The 15,515-nt window shown below is 60.3% G+C and carries 10 protein-coding genes and 1 other RNA gene; 9 read left to right on the top strand and 2 right to left on the bottom strand.

Annotated features, from left to right (window positions below):
• The first annotated feature begins 72 nt into the window (after positions 1 to 72).
• The 6 genes from BLV61_RS07090 (at position 73) to ffs (ending at position 9,422) form a co-directional block, all read left to right on the top strand.
• Positions 73 to 732, top strand: a complete 660-nt coding sequence (locus tag BLV61_RS07090; RefSeq protein ID WP_047538940.1) for a GntR family transcriptional regulator — start codon at positions 73 to 75, stop codon at positions 730 to 732.
• Between the two features lie 2 nt (positions 733 to 734).
• Positions 735 to 4,223 carry a chromosome segregation protein SMC gene (smc, locus tag BLV61_RS07085; RefSeq protein ID WP_090463817.1) on the top strand — a complete coding sequence of 1,163 codons (3,489 nt, stop codon included), beginning with the start codon at positions 735 to 737 and terminating at the stop codon, positions 4,221 to 4,223.
• A gap of 238 nt (positions 4,224 to 4,461) precedes the next feature.
• Positions 4,462 to 5,316, top strand: a complete 855-nt coding sequence (zipA, locus tag BLV61_RS07080) for a cell division protein ZipA (RefSeq protein WP_047531450.1) — start codon at positions 4,462 to 4,464, stop codon at positions 5,314 to 5,316.
• A gap of 146 nt (positions 5,317 to 5,462) precedes the next feature.
• Entirely contained in the window at positions 5,463 to 7,820 is a 2,358-nt protein-coding gene (ligA, locus tag BLV61_RS07075; RefSeq protein ID WP_090463814.1) for an NAD-dependent DNA ligase LigA, read from the top strand.
• Between the two features lie 109 nt (positions 7,821 to 7,929).
• Complete coding sequence (locus BLV61_RS07070; protein WP_090463812.1) at positions 7,930 to 9,096, top strand: zinc-binding metallopeptidase family protein; 1,167 nt, start codon at positions 7,930 to 7,932, stop codon at positions 9,094 to 9,096.
• Positions 9,097 to 9,325: 229 nt separating this feature from the next.
• Positions 9,326 to 9,422: signal recognition particle sRNA small type (ffs, locus tag BLV61_RS07065), an RNA gene on the top strand.
• A 169-nt stretch (positions 9,423 to 9,591) separates the two neighbouring features.
• Here the strand turns inward: ffs and BLV61_RS07060 are convergent.
• Positions 9,592 to 9,918 carry a helix-turn-helix domain-containing protein gene (locus BLV61_RS07060; RefSeq protein ID WP_047531444.1) on the bottom strand — a complete coding sequence of 109 codons (327 nt, stop codon included), beginning with the start codon at positions 9,916 to 9,918 and terminating at the stop codon, positions 9,592 to 9,594.
• 287 nt (positions 9,919 to 10,205) lie between these two features.
• Here BLV61_RS07060 and BLV61_RS07055 point away from each other — a divergent pair, with 287 nt between their 5' ends.
• A complete protein-coding gene (locus tag BLV61_RS07055) occupies positions 10,206 to 11,942 on the top strand; it encodes a putative bifunctional diguanylate cyclase/phosphodiesterase (protein WP_090463809.1) in 1,737 nt (578 codons plus the stop codon).
• Here BLV61_RS07055 and BLV61_RS07050 read toward each other — a convergent pair.
• Positions 11,909 to 12,661 (bottom strand): substrate-binding periplasmic protein, encoded by a 753-nt coding sequence (locus tag BLV61_RS07050; RefSeq protein WP_090463806.1) that lies wholly within the window; start codon positions 12,659 to 12,661, stop codon positions 11,909 to 11,911. The genes BLV61_RS07055 and BLV61_RS07050 overlap by 34 nt on opposite strands.
• Positions 12,662 to 12,798: 137 nt before the next feature.
• On the opposite strand from BLV61_RS07050, the gene dnaX reads away from it, so the two are divergent.
• A complete protein-coding gene (gene dnaX / locus BLV61_RS07045; RefSeq protein ID WP_047531437.1) occupies positions 12,799 to 14,865 on the top strand; it encodes a DNA polymerase III subunit gamma/tau in 2,067 nt (688 codons plus the stop codon).
• A gap of 67 nt (positions 14,866 to 14,932) precedes the next feature.
• Positions 14,933 to 15,271, top strand: coding sequence for a YbaB/EbfC family nucleoid-associated protein (locus BLV61_RS07040; protein WP_008028561.1), 339 nt, complete (start codon positions 14,933 to 14,935; stop codon positions 15,269 to 15,271).
• Positions 15,272 to 15,515 lie beyond the last annotated feature (244 nt).

Below are 15,515 nucleotides of genomic sequence, written 5' to 3'. Positions count from 1 at the left end.
CACTCTGCCCTGTCGTATCAATTGCGCTACACTGCGCCGCTTGTGCAGATCTACGAGTTTGAAGGGACCACCATGACGTTCAAGGCGCCGGACAGCCTCGCCGAGCAAATCGCTCACCACCTCGCCGAACGGATCATTCGCGGCGAAATGAAGCCCGGAGAGCGCATCCAGGAACAGAAGGTCACGCTTGCCCTGAACGTCAGTCGCGGTTCGGTTCGCGAGGCCCTGCTGATCCTTGAGCGCCGTCATCTGATCGCGATCCTGCCGCGACGTGGCGCCCATGTGACCGAACTCACCGCGCACAAGGTGCAGAGCCTGTGCACGCTGATGAGCGAGATGTACATCCTGCTGGGCAATGCGGTGGCCAATGGCTGGCAAGTCCAGGCGGACCTGGCGCCGTTCGTGCAGATCCAGCAGCGCCTGAGCAGCGATTTCGAGCGCCAGGACATTCGCAGCTTCGTCGATGACAGTTTCAGCGTGATGCGCGCCGCGTATCCGTTTGCCAACAACCCGTACTTGCAGGAAACCGTCGAGAATCTGCAGCCGGCCATGAGTCGAGCGTATTTTCTTGCCCTGGACCAGCGCAAAGCGTCGATGAGCGAGTTTCTGGAACTGTTCGAACGCCTGCTTGCGGCCGTGATCGCCCGTGACTTTGCGCAGATTCGCCTGGTGCTGACGGCTTACGCCCAGCGCAGCTGCGATCTGGTGATCTCCGCCCTGACGGACGCCTGATTTTGCGGCTCAAGTGCATCAAGCTGGCGGGGTTCAAGTCCTTCGTCGATCCGACCACGGTGAACTTCCCCAGTAACATGGCGGCGGTCGTCGGGCCCAATGGCTGCGGCAAGTCGAACATCATCGACGCCGTACGATGGGTCATGGGCGAGAGCTCGGCGAAGAACCTGCGCGGCGAGTCGATGACCGACGTCATCTTCAACGGCTCCACCAGCCGCAAGCCAGTGAGCCAGGCCAGTATCGAGCTGGTGTTCGACAACTCCGACGGCACACTGCTCGGTGAATACGCCGCCTACGCGGAAATCTCCATTCGCCGCAAAGTCACCCGCGACAGCCAGACCACCTATTACCTCAACGGCACCAAATGCCGGCGTCGCGACATCACCGACATATTCCTTGGTACCGGCCTGGGCCCGCGCAGCTATTCGATCATCGAGCAGGGGATGATCTCCAAGCTGATCGAGTCCAAACCCGAGGACCTGCGCAACTTCATCGAAGAAGCGGCGGGCATTTCCAAGTACAAGGAGCGCCGGCGCGAGACCGAAAACCGTATCCGTCGCACCCACGAAAATCTTGCGCGCCTGACCGACCTGCGCGAAGAACTTGAACGCCAGCTCGAACGCTTGCACCGTCAGGCCGAGGCCGCCAAGAAGTATCAGGAATTCAAAGGCGAAGAGCGGCAGCTCAAGGCTCAACTGTCGGCCTTGCGTTGGCAGGATCTGAACGACCAGGTTGGCCAGCGTGAAGCGATCATCGGCACCCAGGAAATTTCCTTTGAGGCCTTGGTCGCTGAGCAGCGCAATGCCGACGCGAGCATCGAGCGCCTGCGTGACGGGCATCATGATCTCTCTGAGCGCTTCAATCTGGTGCAGGGGCGTTTCTATTCGGTCGGCGGTGATATCGCCCGGGTCGAGCAGAGCATCCAGCACGGTCAGCAGCGTCTGCGCCAACTGCAGGACGATCTGAAAGAAGCCGAGCGCGCGCGCCTGGAGACCGAATCTCACCTGGGCCATGACCGCACCTTGCTGCTGACCCTCGGCGAAGAGCTGGACATGCTCACCCCTGAGCAGGAAGTCACCAGCGCCGCCGCCGAAGAGGCCGCCGCCGCGCTGGAAGAGTCCGAAACCACCATGCACGGCTGGCAGGAGCAGTGGGACACGTTCAACCTCACCGCCGCCGAACCGCGACGTCAGGCCGAAGTCCAGCAGTCGCGAATCCAGCAGCTGGAAACCAGCCTGGAGCGTCTGGCCGATCGCCAGAAGCGCCTTGGTGAAGAGCGCGCCTTGCTTTCGGCGGACCCGGAAGACGCGGCGATCATGGAACTCAGCGAACAGCTCGCTGAATCCGAGGCGACCCTTGAGGATTTGCAGACCAGTGAAGAAGCCCAGGTCGAGAAGCTTGAGCAACTGCGTCAGCAATTGCAGCAAGCGCTGACGGCGCAGCAGCAGGCCCAGGGCGATTTGCAGCGCCTCAATGGTCGATTGGCCTCCCTGGAAGCTTTGCAGCAAGCCGCCCTGGATCCGGGCACCGGCACCGCTGAGTGGTTGCGTGATCAACATCTGGCGGATCGCCCGCGCCTGGCCGAAGGCTTGAAGGTTGAAGCGGGTTGGGAACTGGCGGTGGAAACCGTGCTCGGGGCTGACCTGCAAGCCGTGCTGGTGGATGATTTCAACGATTTCGATTTGTCCGGGTTTGTCCAGGGCGATCTGCGTTTGCTCAGCCCCGCGGCCGATGGCGTGCGGGTGCCGGGCAGTTTGCTCGACAAGGTCGAGGCGCAGATCGATCTGTCGCCGTGGCTGGGGCAGGTCAAACCGGTCGACAGTCTGGAGCAGGCGCTGGCCTTGCGTGGCCAGTTGACGGTCGGCCAGAGCCTGATCAGCCGCGACGGTTATTGGGTCGGTCGGCACTTCCTGCGTGTGCGCCGTGCCAGCGAAGCGGAAAGCGGCATGCTGGCCCGAGGTCAGGAAATCCAGACACTGGGCCTGGAGCGCGAAGAGCGTGAAGCGGCGGTCGAAACCCTGGAAACCGAATTGCAAAACCTGCGGGCGCAACAGCGTCAGCAGGAGAACGGACGCGAACACTTGCGCCGTTTGCTGCAAGACGAGGCCCGTCAACAAGGCGAATTGAAAGCCCAGTTGTCGGCCGGAAAAGCCAAGGCCGAGCAGTTGACCTTGCGCCGCACGCGTCTTGATGAAGAAATCGAAGAGTTGGGCGAACAACGGGCTCTGGAGCACGAAAGCATCGGCGAAGCGCGCCTGCAATTGCAGGAAGCCCTCGACGCCATGGCGTTGGACACCGAGCAGCGTGAGTTGCTGCTGGCCCAGCGCGACAGCTTGCGTGAGCGTCTTGACCGGGTGCGCCAGGAAGCGCGTCAGCACAAGGATCACGCCCATCAACTGGCGGTGCGATTGGGTTCGCTCAAGGCCCAGCACGACTCGACGCGACAGGCGCTGGAGCGTCTGGAGATGCAGTCCGAACGCCTGACCGAAAAGCGCGAGCAGTTGAGCCTCAATCTGGAGGAGGGCGAGGCGCCGCTGGAAGAGCTGCGCCTGAAACTTGAAGAGCTGCTCGACAAGCGCATGACCGTCGACGAAGAGCTAAAGACCGCGCAGATCGCCCTGGAAGATGCCGACCGCGAACTGCGCGAGGCCGAGAAGCGCCGTACCCAGGCCGAACAACAGTCCCAGCTGATTCGCAGTCAGCTCGAGACCCAGCGCATGGAATGGCAAGCCCTGACCGTGCGCCGCAAGGCCTTGCAGGACCAGTTGCTGGAAGACGGCTACGACTTGCACGGTGTCCTTGCCACACTGACACCCGAAGCCAGCGAGAAGGACGCTGAGGAAGAGCTCGAACGCATAGCCGCGCGGATTCAACGCCTGGGTGCGATCAACCTCGCGGCCATCGACGAATACCAGCAACAATCGGAGCGTAAACGTTATCTGGATGCGCAGAACGATGATCTGGTCGAAGCGCTCGACACGCTGGAGAACGTGATTCGCAAGATCGACAAGGAAACCCGTAACCGCTTTAAAGATACCTTTGATCAGATCAATGGCGGTTTACAGGCACTTTTCCCGAAAGTTTTCGGTGGAGGCCGCGCGTATTTGGAACTGACGGGCGAAGATCTACTCGATACAGGGGTGACGATCATGGCGCAGCCTCCCGGCAAGAAGAACAGCACCATCCATTTGCTGTCCGGTGGCGAAAAAGCCCTGACCGCACTGGCCCTGGTTTTTGCGATCTTCAAGTTGAACCCGGCGCCGTTCTGCATGCTCGATGAAGTTGACGCACCACTGGATGACGCTAACGTTGGACGCTACGCACGGCTGGTCAAAGAGATGTCGCAGACCGTGCAGTTCATCTATATCACCCACAACAAGATCGCCATGGAAATGGCCGATCAACTGATGGGGGTGACGATGCACGAGCCTGGTTGCTCGCGTCTGGTGGCTGTCGATGTCGAGGAGGCGATGGCGATGGTCGAGGCCTGAGGGCCAGCCGCAAGTTGCAGGTTTCAAGCTGCAAGCGAGGCGGCTTGCAGCTTGAAGCTTGATGCTTGTGATTGCGCGGCCCTATAAAGTTGCCTTTGGTCGTGCTAGTTTAATGTCAATTTTTCGTGTACGTGGGCAAAACGCCTGTCAGAACATAGAGTTGGCGCCACGTTTTAAAGCGGTTTACAGGTTGTAAACCCCTTATTTTTCAGCATTTTTTATAGAGGCACGGGATTACATGGAAATCGGTCTGCGCGAGTGGCTGATCGTCATCGGCATTATTGTCATTGCCGGTATTCTTTTTGATGGCTGGCGCCGTATGCGCGGTGGCAAGGGAAAACTGAAATTCCGTCTTGATCGAAGTCTGTCCAATCTGCCGGATGAAGACACCAGTGCCGAACTGTTGGGCCCGCCTCGTGTATTGGACACTCACAAGGAACCGCAACTGGACGAGCACGATCTGCCGTCGGTGAGCATGCCGGCCCGTGAACCGCGTGAGTCGGGTTCCAAACGCGGCAAACGCGGTCATGGCGAACCTTCGCAAGGCGACATGAACCTCAGCCTGGATCTGGACGGTGGCCCGAGCTTCAGCACTCGCGACGACGATTTCGCCGAAGACATCAAGGCAGCCCCTGCGGTCAGCGACAAGGACCATCCGCAAGCCGAAGAAGTGCTGGTGATCAGCGTGATCTGCCGCGACGCCGCTGGCTTCAAGGGCCCGGCCCTGTTGCAGAACATTCTGGAAAGCGGTCTGCGTTTTGGCGAAATGGACATCTTCCACCGTCACGAAAGCATGGCGGGCAACGGCGAAGTCCTGTTCTCCATGGCCAATGCGGTGAAGCCGGGTGTCTTCGATCTGGACGACATCGACCACTTCAGCACGCCGGCGGTGAGTTTCTTCCTGGGCCTGCCTGGCCCGCGCCATCCGAAGCAAGCCTTCGACGTGATGGTGGCGGCGGCGCGCAAACTGTCCCAGGAGCTGAACGGCGAACTGAAGGATGACCAGCGCAGCGTGCTGACGGCCCAGACCATCGAGCACTACCGTCAGCGTATCGTCGAGTTTGAACGTCGCGCCCTGACCCAGAAGCGCTAATCCAATGGCTGGGCAGGCTTCTGTGGCACAGGGGCTTGCCGTGGCAAGGGAGCAAGCTTCCTTGCCACGCTGTCCATAGCCTTGAGCTACTGTATTCAGAAAATTGAGCAGCCTCGGCTGCTCTTTTGCTTTATGAGAGAACACCCATGACTGCCGCCCAAAACCGCATTCTAGAGCTGCGCGCCGAGCTGGATCAGCACAACTATCGCTATCACGTGCTGGCCGAGCCGAGCATTCCGGACGCCGAATACGATCGGTTGTTCAACGAGCTCAAGGCGCTCGAAGCTGCCAACCCGGAACTGATCACCAGTGACTCGCCAACCCAGCGAGTCGGCAGCGCGGCCCTGTCGGCGTTCACTCAGGTGCGCCACGAAGTGCCGATGCTCAGCCTCGGCAACGCCTTCGAAGAAACCGACATGTATGAGTTCGACCGCCGGGTAACCGAAGGGCTGGATCTGCCGGCCGGTGATCTGTTCAGTGGCGGCGCGACGGTCGAGTACAGTTGCGAACCAAAACTCGATGGCCTGGCGGTCAGCTTGCTGTATCAGGACGGCATGCTGGTGCGCGGTGCAACGCGCGGCGACGGCACCACCGGCGAAGACATCAGCGTCAACGTGCGCACCGTGCGCAACATTCCACTCAAGTTGCACGGCACCGGCTGGCCGGCCACCCTGGAAGTGCGCGGCGAAGTGTTCATGTCCAAGGCCGGTTTCGAGCGGCTCAATGCCACGCAACTGGAGGTTGGCGGAAAGACCTTCGCCAACCCGCGCAACGCCGCGGCGGGCAGCTTGCGTCAGTTGGATTCGAAGATCACTGCCAATCGGCCGCTGGAATTCTGCTGCTACGGCATCGGCCAGGTGTCCGCGGATATCGCCGATACGCATATCGGCAACTTGCAGCAACTCAAGGCCTGGGGCCTGCCGATCAGCCACGAGCTCAAGCTGGCGAACGGCATCGCCGAGTGCCTGGATTACTACCGCGACATCGGTGAGCGGCGCAACGCGCTGCCTTACGAAATCGACGGTGTGGTGTTCAAGGTCAACAGCATTGCCGCCCAGCGCGAACTGGGTTTCCGCGCTCGCGAACCGCGCTGGGCCATCGCCCACAAGTTCCCGGCCATGGAAGAGTTGACCGAGCTGCTCGACGTCGAATTCCAGGTCGGGCGCACCGGCGCCGTCACGCCCGTGGCCCGCCTGAGGCCGGTCAAGGTGGCGGGTGTCACCGTGGCCAATGCGACGTTGCACAACATGGATGAAGTGGCGCGCCTGGGATTGATGATCGGCGACACGGTGATCATTCGCCGTGCTGGCGACGTGATTCCGCAAGTGGTTCAGGTCGTGCTCGAGCGTCGTCCGGACGATGCGCGGCCGGTGCATATTCCCGAGCAATGCCCGGTCTGCGGCTCCCATGTCGAGCGCACCCAACTGATCAAGCGCAGCAAGGGCCGCGAGACTGTCAGCGAAGGCGCGGTGTATCGCTGTGTCGGTCGACTGGCCTGCGGCGCGCAACTCAAACAGGCGATCATTCACTTCGTTTCCCGTCGCGCGATGGATATCGAAGGTCTGGGCGAGAAGAGTGTCGAGCAACTGGTGGATGAAGGTCTGGTGAGTTCGCCCGCCGATCTGTACGCTCTGACGTTCGAGCAGATCGTGGATCTGGAAGGCTTTGCCGAACTATCGAGCAAAAACCTGCTTGCTGCAATTGAAGACAGCAAAAAGCCAGGCCTCGCACGCTTCATTTACGCCCTAGGGATTCCCGATGTCGGCGAGGAGACAGCCAAGGTCCTGGCGCGCTCCCTGGGTTCGCTGGAGCGGGTACAGCAGGCTTTGCCGCAAGTGCTGACGTACTTGCCGGATGTCGGGCTGGAAGTCGCCCACGAGATCCACAGCTTCTTCGAAGATGCTCATAACCGGCAGGTGATCGCTGATCTGCTCAAGCATGGGCTGCAGATTCAGGATCAGGGTGAACTGGGCGCCGAGTTTGCCGCCAGCACCACCCTGGGTGGTTTCCTCGACAAGCTGCACATTCCTTCGGTCGGTCCGGGCGGTGCGCAGAAACTCGCCGACAAGTTCGGTTCGCTGCAAGCGGTCATCGACGCCGACTGGCTGGATATGCGACAGGCGTTGCCGGAGAAGCAGGCCAGCTCGGTCCGCGAGTTTTTTGCGATCGAGGAACATCGTCAATTGGCCGAGGCTGCCGAAAAACAGCTGGCTGAGTTCGGCATGCACTGGCACAGCGAGAAAAAAGTCGTCGAAGGCTTGCCGCTGGCCGGTCAGACGTGGGTGTTGACGGGGTCGCTGGAGCTGATGAGTCGCGACGTGGCCAAGGACAAACTCGAAAGCCTTGGTGCCAAGGTGGCGGGTTCGGTATCGGCCAAGACCCATTGCGTGGTCGCCGGGCCGGGTGCAGGGTCGAAATTGACCAAGGCCAATGAGCTTGGCTTGAAGGTGCTGGATGAAGAGGCGTTTGTCGGGTTCCTGAGCGGGCACGGCATTTCGGTCTGACGCCATTCGCTGGCCTGCCCGCGAATCGGTTTCAGCCCCGTTGAAAGTCGCGGGAACGATCGACGGCCAATCATGATCTAGTCTTGGCAAGCCCCAGGGAGAGATCGCCATGTACCGCTACTTCGACCAGCTCAGCTCACGCATCGCTGCGCCTGTCATCGGCGAAAGTTCACGCAATGGCAAGGTCTGGCCGTGCCGTTGCGGGCAATCATTGTTCTTTCGCAACAGTCAGTGCCTGGCCTGCTCGGCAGCATTGGGCTATCACCCGCAGCTCAGTCGTGTCTCCTCACTGCAACCGGGCGCGCAAGCGGATACCTGGTTGCTCGATGTCGACCCTGCCATGGGCGTGTTTCGCCGGTGTGCCAATCTCGACTCCCCGGCAGCCTGTAACTGGGTGTTGCCCGCCAACGATCACGATGCCTTGTGCATCGCCTGCAGCCTGAATCGCACCATCCCCGATCTGTCGATGGCCGAGAACCACGAGCGCTGGCACAAGGTCGAAACCGCCAAGCGGCGGCTTATTGCGCAGTTGATCAGTCTCGGGTTGCAGGTCATCCCGAAAACTGTCGACGAAGATACCGGCCTGGCCTTTGACTTTATCGGCATAGACCTCGAGGGCAAGCCACCGACCACTGGCCACGCCAACGGCTTGATCACACTGGATATCAATGAGGCCGACGACGCCCATCGCGAACGGGTGCGCGTGCAAATGCACGAACCCTATCGCACCTTGCTCGGTCATTTTCGTCACGAAGTCGGGCATTACTACTGGGACCGGTTGATCGCCAGCAGTGATTGGCTCGAAGCCTTTCGCGGTGTGTTCGGTGATGAGCGCGCCAGCTACGCCGAGGCCCTGGAGGGGCATTATCAACAAGGCGCACCGCTTGACTGGCAGCAGCATTGCGTCAGCGCCTACGCCACCATGCACCCCTGGGAGGACTGGGCGGAAACCTGGGCTCACTACTTGCACATGATGGACGCGGTGGACACGGCGCTGGGCTTTGGCATGAGTGCCCGGGAAATGGATTTCGACTACCAGCCGTTCCCTTCCAGCACCCTTTATGATCCTCAGCATCCCGGTGCCGAGGCGTTCCTGTCCTTCGTCAACGCATGGATCGAACTGGCCGGCATGCTCAATGAGCTGTCGCGCAGCATGGGTCAGCCAGATTTTTACCCTTTTGTATTGCCGTCGGCGGTGATTACCAAGCTGCACTTCATTCACCTGGTCATCCAGCGTGAGGGCGGCAGGGCAGACGAGGTGCTGCAGGATCTGTAGGCGCGAGCCCGCTCGCGAAGAGCGTGAGGGCGACGCGTTAATCCAGGCAGCGCGTGTCATTGTCAGTGCCTATGGCAAGCAGGCTCGCTTCTGCATGGACTGATTTTTATCGTTGTCGCATGTCCTTGACGCTGCTCATATTTTTTAATCCGCTCGAACGGTTGTAACTTCGCCGCAGATAGGTACAATGGCGCGGCTCGCCGTCAGGTGAGCGTCGTTATGGTGACCCCATCGGTCCCCCCGCAACGATTACCCGTGAACCTGGTCAGATCCGGAAGGAAGCAGCCACAGCGGGAACATTGTGTGCCGGGGTGTGGCTGGTGGGGTTGCCTCCATAACGCATCGCGAGCCCTCTCTCGCGTTATCTGTTCAAACACACTCTTCATTGCGCTGCCATGGATCTTGTCCATTGCGGTTTTTTGTCGTCTGCGATTTGCGGTTCAGGTGCAAAAAAGGAGGCCGACCTGTCGAGTGCGACAGGTCGGCCTCTCTTTTTCATTTTCTGCCATTAGGCTTGGACAAGGCCTGGTCAACCGCTGCAATCAGCTTTCCCAGATCATTTGGGGTTGCTTTATGAATGACATCGAACAGATACGCCCGCTGTTCATCTTCATCGCCCAAATCTGCGAAAAAGGCTTTCAGCTTCACGCCCAGCACATCGGCTAGTTGGAACAGAACGTCCACGCTGGGGGTATAGGTGCCGGTTTCGAAGCGGCTGATGGTTTTGGGGTCAAAACCGGTTCTTTCGCCAAGTTCAGCCTGAGTAAGCCCCGCGACCTTGCGGTAGCGCCGGATGGCTGGACCCAAACTTGAAATTTGCATTACTCAATTCCCATTTAGAATCAAGAACTTAACGATAGATTTTTGCATTAGACAACTGCTTGATCCATCACCTTGCTTTGCAAAATGTGATGTGTTTCGTAGAATTGCCCGCCAGTCAGGGCTTCAGTGACCGGATTTCAGAAATTTGAATAATGTGAAGAAGCCAGCACGGCACGCGTTCGGGCAGTTGCGTTCCTGTTAAACCAGCTCTCTAAACCTGCCGAATTTACCCTTGTTGGTGTTGCGCCCTTGAATCAGGCGACCGCCAGCAACAGCGAGTCTGACTCATGGATGAGAAATACCGCAGGGCCGTCGATGCCGCCGCTATCTTTTCCGAGACCGACCTTTCCGGCCGGATCACCCACGTCAATGATCAGTTCTGCGCCATTTCCGGCTACAGCCGTGAGGAACTGCTCGGGCAGAACCACCGCATGCTCAATTCCGGCATGCACTCCACGGAGTTTTTTGCCGGAATGTGGCGCACCATCGCCTTGGGAGGCGTCTGGAAGGGCGTAATCTGCAATCGCGCCAAGGACGGCAGCCTGTATTGGGTCGAAAGCTCCATGGTGCCCTTGCTCGACAGCGTCACCGGGCGGGTCGAGCGTTATGTCTCCATACGTTTTGACATCAGTGAGAAGCATCAGTTGCTGCATTCCCTCCAATGGCGGGTCGGGCACGATGTACTGACCGGGCTGCCCAATCGCGTGTTTCTCTCGGAACTGCTGGATCAGGCGCTGGAATTCTCGTGCCAGGAGAGTATCCCGCTGGCGGTATGCATGCTCGATCTCGATGGCTTCAAGGCCGTCAACGATAGTTACGGGCATGCCAGTGGCGATCTGTTGCTGGTGGAAGTGGCCAGACGCCTGCGCGACATCGTGCGCGCCGAGGATGTGGTGGCGCGGCTGGCCGGTGACGAATTCGTGCTCATATTGCGTTATGTGCGCGATCTGGCGGAGCTGCGTGCGGCGCTGAACCGGGTGCTGGGGACGATCTCGGTGCCGTATTCGGTGCACGGCAAAGACATCAATGTGTACGCCAGCATTGGCGTCACGCTGTTCCCCCACGACAACGAAGACGCTGAAACCCTGCTACGCCACGCCGATCAAGCCATGTACGTAGCCAAGCAGAGCGGGCGCAAGCGTTTTCATTTGTTTGACGTGTCACGGGATCGCGAAGGCAAGGCTACGCACCAGACGGTCGAACGGGTGCGTCAGGCGCTGGCCGCCGATGAACTGCGCCTGCATTTTCAGCCCAAGGTCAATATGCGCCGTGGTGAGGTCGTGGGTTTCGAAGCCCTGCTGCGCTGGGAGCATCCGCAGGATGGCCTGGTGGCGGCGAAGGAGTTTCTGGCGCTGGTTGAAGAGACGGACCTGATTATTGATATCGGTGAATGGGTCATGGATCAGGTGTTGTCTCAGTTGGATCGTTGGCAGCAGGCCGGGCATGACTGGCCGGTAAGCGTCAATATCGCCGCGCGGCATTTTCAGCGGGCGGATTTTGTCGAGCGGCTCGGAAACCTGCTTTCGCGCTACGCACGGGTCGCACCGCAAAAACTCGACCTGGAAATCGTCGAGTCGGTCGCCATCGAGAACATTCAGCACGTCAGTGACTGTCTGCGAGCCTGCCAGGCAATGGGGGTGCAGTTTTCATTGGGCGATTTCGGTACCGGTTATTCATCCCTGAGCTACCTCAAGCGCCTGCGCACGCAAACCATCAAGATCGATAAATCTTTTGTGCGCGACATATTGCATGACCACGACGACCTGGCCCTCACGTCCGCAGTGATTGGCCTGGCGCGGGCGTTTGGTCGGCAGGTGATTGCTGAAGGGCTGGAAAGCGTCGAGCACGGTGAGTTGTTGCTGCAGTTGGGCTGCGAAGTGGCGCAAGGCTATTTCATTGCCCGGCCGATGCCGCCCGCAGACATACCGGACTGGGTCGCGGGTTTTGTCGCGCCTGCGCAATGGCGGCTCCTGGATGAAACGGCCCGGGATCAGGGAGTGGCTTCGGACTTGCTGCCAATGTAAAGCCCGATGATGTCGTCGATCTCGCCGGACATTTTCATCCGCAGCAAGGTGCGCAGGATCCGTTGCACCGGCACCTCGGGATCGTTGCGCACATAGCAGCCTACGTGCTGTACCTGCAGCACCGCGACACTCTGCAGTCGCTGCTCCGGCAACAGGCGCTGATTGAACCACTCCAGCGACCATTGATTGCTGACGGCGTACCGATTGCGCCCCGCCTGGAGCTTTTGCAGCACCTGTTCCTGATTGCGAGCGTCGTCGCGGTGCAACTGGCTGCTATCGAACAGCGGCTGCAGGGTCGGATAGCTATAGCCGAGCACCGTGCCGATGGACTGGTGCGATAAATGCTCCGGACTCACTGAGGCGGGGCCGGGAGGGCGACTGATCAGCATGTCGGGTTGGGTCCAGAGCGGGATACTCCAGATGTAGTCGCCGGACTGGTTCGGCAACCAGGACTGCGCGGCATAGCAGCGGATATCGACCTCGCCGTGCTCCATGGCGCTCTGCACCCGCGCCCGAGGCAATACGTGAAATTCCGCCGGGACGCCGACCTGGGTCGCGAGACTGAGCATCACGTCGTACAGAATGCCCTGGGTCGGTTGGCCATGTTCCAGTTGCACCATCGGCATCGCCCAACTGTCGGGCACCACAAAGCGCAACGGCGCACCGGCGGCCGCTCCGTTCTGGCTGATCAACAGCAGTGCCCCCAAGGCCAGCCGCATAAACGCTCCAATGGATCTTTGAAACAAATAGCCCCCAAAATCGAGCTTAGCCAGATTAGACGAGCGCACCGGATGCAATTTTGCCCTTGCTCCGCTAGCATTAGCCGCTTCAGCTTCCTTCGTTGCGACGGTTTTCGATGAGTTATCAGGTTCTTGCACGTAAATGGCGTCCGCGCTCGTTCCGCGAAATGGTCGGCCAGACCCATGTGCTCAAGGCTCTGATCAATGCCTTGGACAGCCAGCGGCTGCACCACGCCTACCTGTTCACCGGTACGCGCGGGGTCGGCAAGACCACCATCGCGCGAATTATCGCCAAATGCCTGAATTGTGAAACAGGTATCACTTCAACACCTTGCGGCGAGTGCTCGGTGTGTCGCGAAATCGATGAAGGCCGTTTCGTCGACCTGATCGAGATCGACGCCGCGAGTCGCACCAAGGTCGAGGACACCCGCGAACTGCTCGACAACGTGCAGTACGCTCCAAGCCGCGGACGCTTCAAGGTTTACCTGATCGACGAAGTGCACATGCTCTCCAGCCATTCCTTCAATGCGCTGTTGAAAACCCTCGAAGAGCCGCCACCCTACGTCAAGTTCATCCTGGCCACCACTGATCCGCAGAAACTTCCTGCAACGATTCTCTCCCGGTGCCTGCAGTTTTCCCTGAAGAACATGACCCCGGAGCGCGTCGTCGAGCATTTGACCCACGTGCTGGGCGTCGAGAACGTGCCGTTCGAAGACGATGCACTGTGGTTGCTGGGGCGCGCCGCCGATGGTTCGATGCGCGACGCCATGAGCCTGACCGACCAGGCGATTGCCTTCGGTGAGGGCAAGGTCATGGCCGCCGATGTCCGGGCAATGCTCGGGACACTCGATCACGGGCAGGTCTATGACGTCCTGCATGCGCTGATCGAAGGCGATGCCAAGGCGTTGCTCGAAGCCGTTCGGCATTTGGCCGAGCAAGGCCCGGACTGGAACGGCGTGCTCTCGGAAATTCTCAACGTGTTGCACCGTGTCGCCATCGCCCAGGCCTTGCCTGAAGGCGTCGATAACGGCCATGGCGATCGGGACCGCGTGCTGGCACTGGCCCAGGCGCTGCCGGCCGAAGACGTGCAGTTCTATTACCAGATGGGCCTGATCGGCCGTCGCGACTTGCCACTGGCGCCGGACCCCCGCGGCGGCTTCGAAATGGTGTTGCTGCGAATGCTCGCCTTCCGGCCCGCCGACACCGCGGATGCCCCGAGGCAACCGCTAAAGCCAGTGGGGATCAGCCAGGCCACAGTTGATTCCGCCAAATCCGTGGCTGCCGCGCCCGTTGTTGCGCCGGTAGTCGCTGCGGCAGTTGCACCCGTGGCGCCCGCACCTGTCGTGGCTCCGGTAGCGTCGCCTGAGCCGGTCGCGGTGCCTGAGCCCGAACCGCTGGTCGAGGCGGTCGTGGTCGAAGAAGTGGTCGACCTGCCGTGGAATGATCCGGTCGAACCGGAAGTCGTTCAGCAGCCAGCGGTCGAGCCGGTACTGGAAACCGCCAGCGAACAACCCGAATTGCCTCCGATGCCGTTGCCGACGCCTGACAGCGCAGTGCCGGACGCGCCGGAGTGGGCCGCCGCGCCTATTCCGGAACCTTCGGTGGCCGAGGTCGATGCCGCCACGCCGGGCATGGACCTGGACGACGAGCCGCCGCTGGATGAGGACTACATCGAGCCGGACATGGACTCCGCCTACAGCTACCTCGACGAACTGGCCAGCGAGCACGCCGCCGAGCCTGCCGCCGAACCGGAGCCCGAGCCTGCCGCCGCGCCGGCCACGGGACTGGCCCTGCAATGGCTGGAACTGTTCCCGAACCTGCCGATCTCCGGCATGACCGGCAGCATCGCCGCCAACTGCACGCTGATCGCCGTTGATGGCGACAATTGGCTGTTGCACCTGGACCCGGCCCACAGCGCCTTGTTCAACGCTACCCAGCAACGCCGCCTCAACGATGCGTTGAATCAGTACCACGGGCGTACGCTGACCCTGACCATGGAACTGATCAAGCCCGAGCAGGAAACCCCGGCCCAGGCTGCGTCGCGCCGTCGTGCCGACCGCCAGCGCGAGGCCGAGGAGTCGATCCATGGCGATCCGTTCATCCAGCAAATGATGCAGCAGTTCGGTGCGGTGATCCGTAACGATACTATTGAACCTGTCGAAGCTCTGGTCAGTCAGGGCTAATAACTGAGGGCGTTCGGCCAGCAGGGCCGGGCGCTGTTTTTATCCAAGTACTTTTGAGGTGATTCCCATGATGAAAGGTGGCATGGCCGGCCTGATGAAGCAGGCGCAGCAGATGCAGGAAAAAATGGCCAAGATGCAGGAAGAGCTGGCCAATGCCGAAGTCACCGGTAAGGCCGGTGGCGATATGGTCACCGTGGTCATGACCGGTCGTCACGACGTCAAGCGCGTGACCATCGACCCAAGCCTGGTCGAAGGCCTGAGCGAAGATGACAAGGAAATGCTCGAAGCGGTGTTCGCGGCAGCGGTCAACGACGCCGTGCGCAAGATCGAAGCCAACAGCCAGGACAAAATGTCCGGCATGACCGCAGGCATGCAACTGCCACCGGGCATGAAACTGCCGTTCTGATTCGCCTTCAGGCGTCAGATGAGCTACAAAAAAATGCCAGGCATCGCGCCTGGCATTTTTGTTCCCGGCTTCCCGGGAGGTGCTATCGGTGAGTCCGCCATTCTCACAGGGTGACGGTGAATCCTGTGGGAGCGAGCTTGCTCGCGATGGCGTCAACTCGGCAAAACGGAAGAATCATCGAACGCAGTACCGCCACAAAGGTCTTCTCCCTATACCACCGAACTCAACGATCAAGGAGACGCTG

Origin of the sequence: Pseudomonas mohnii (assembly GCF_900105115.1) — a bacterium.
GTDB classification, from domain to species: domain Bacteria; phylum Pseudomonadota; class Gammaproteobacteria; order Pseudomonadales; family Pseudomonadaceae; genus Aquipseudomonas; species Aquipseudomonas mohnii.
This window is presented reverse-complemented; position numbering and strand designations above follow the sequence as displayed.

Bases quoted from the DNA above. Each gene is read 5' to 3' on its own strand.
- BLV61_RS07055 (WP_090463809.1), top strand. From the start codon at position 10,206: ATGGATGAGAAATACCGCAGGGCCGTCGATGCCGCCGCTATCTTTTCC.
- BLV61_RS07070 (WP_090463812.1), top strand. From the start codon at position 7,930: ATGTACCGCTACTTCGACCAGCTCAGCTCACGCATCGCTGCGCCTGTC.
- BLV61_RS07050 (WP_090463806.1), bottom strand. From the start codon at position 12,661: ATGCGGCTGGCCTTGGGGGCACTGCTGTTGATCAGCCAGAACGGAGCG.
- BLV61_RS07040 (WP_008028561.1), top strand. From the start codon at position 14,933: ATGATGAAAGGTGGCATGGCCGGCCTGATGAAGCAGGCGCAGCAGATG.
- BLV61_RS07090 (WP_047538940.1), top strand. From the start codon at position 73: ATGACGTTCAAGGCGCCGGACAGCCTCGCCGAGCAAATCGCTCACCAC.
- zipA (WP_047531450.1), top strand. From the start codon at position 4,462: ATGGAAATCGGTCTGCGCGAGTGGCTGATCGTCATCGGCATTATTGTC.
- ligA (WP_090463814.1), top strand. From the start codon at position 5,463: ATGACTGCCGCCCAAAACCGCATTCTAGAGCTGCGCGCCGAGCTGGAT.
- BLV61_RS07060 (WP_047531444.1), bottom strand. From the start codon at position 9,918: ATGCAAATTTCAAGTTTGGGTCCAGCCATCCGGCGCTACCGCAAGGTC.
- dnaX (WP_047531437.1), top strand. From the start codon at position 12,799: ATGAGTTATCAGGTTCTTGCACGTAAATGGCGTCCGCGCTCGTTCCGC.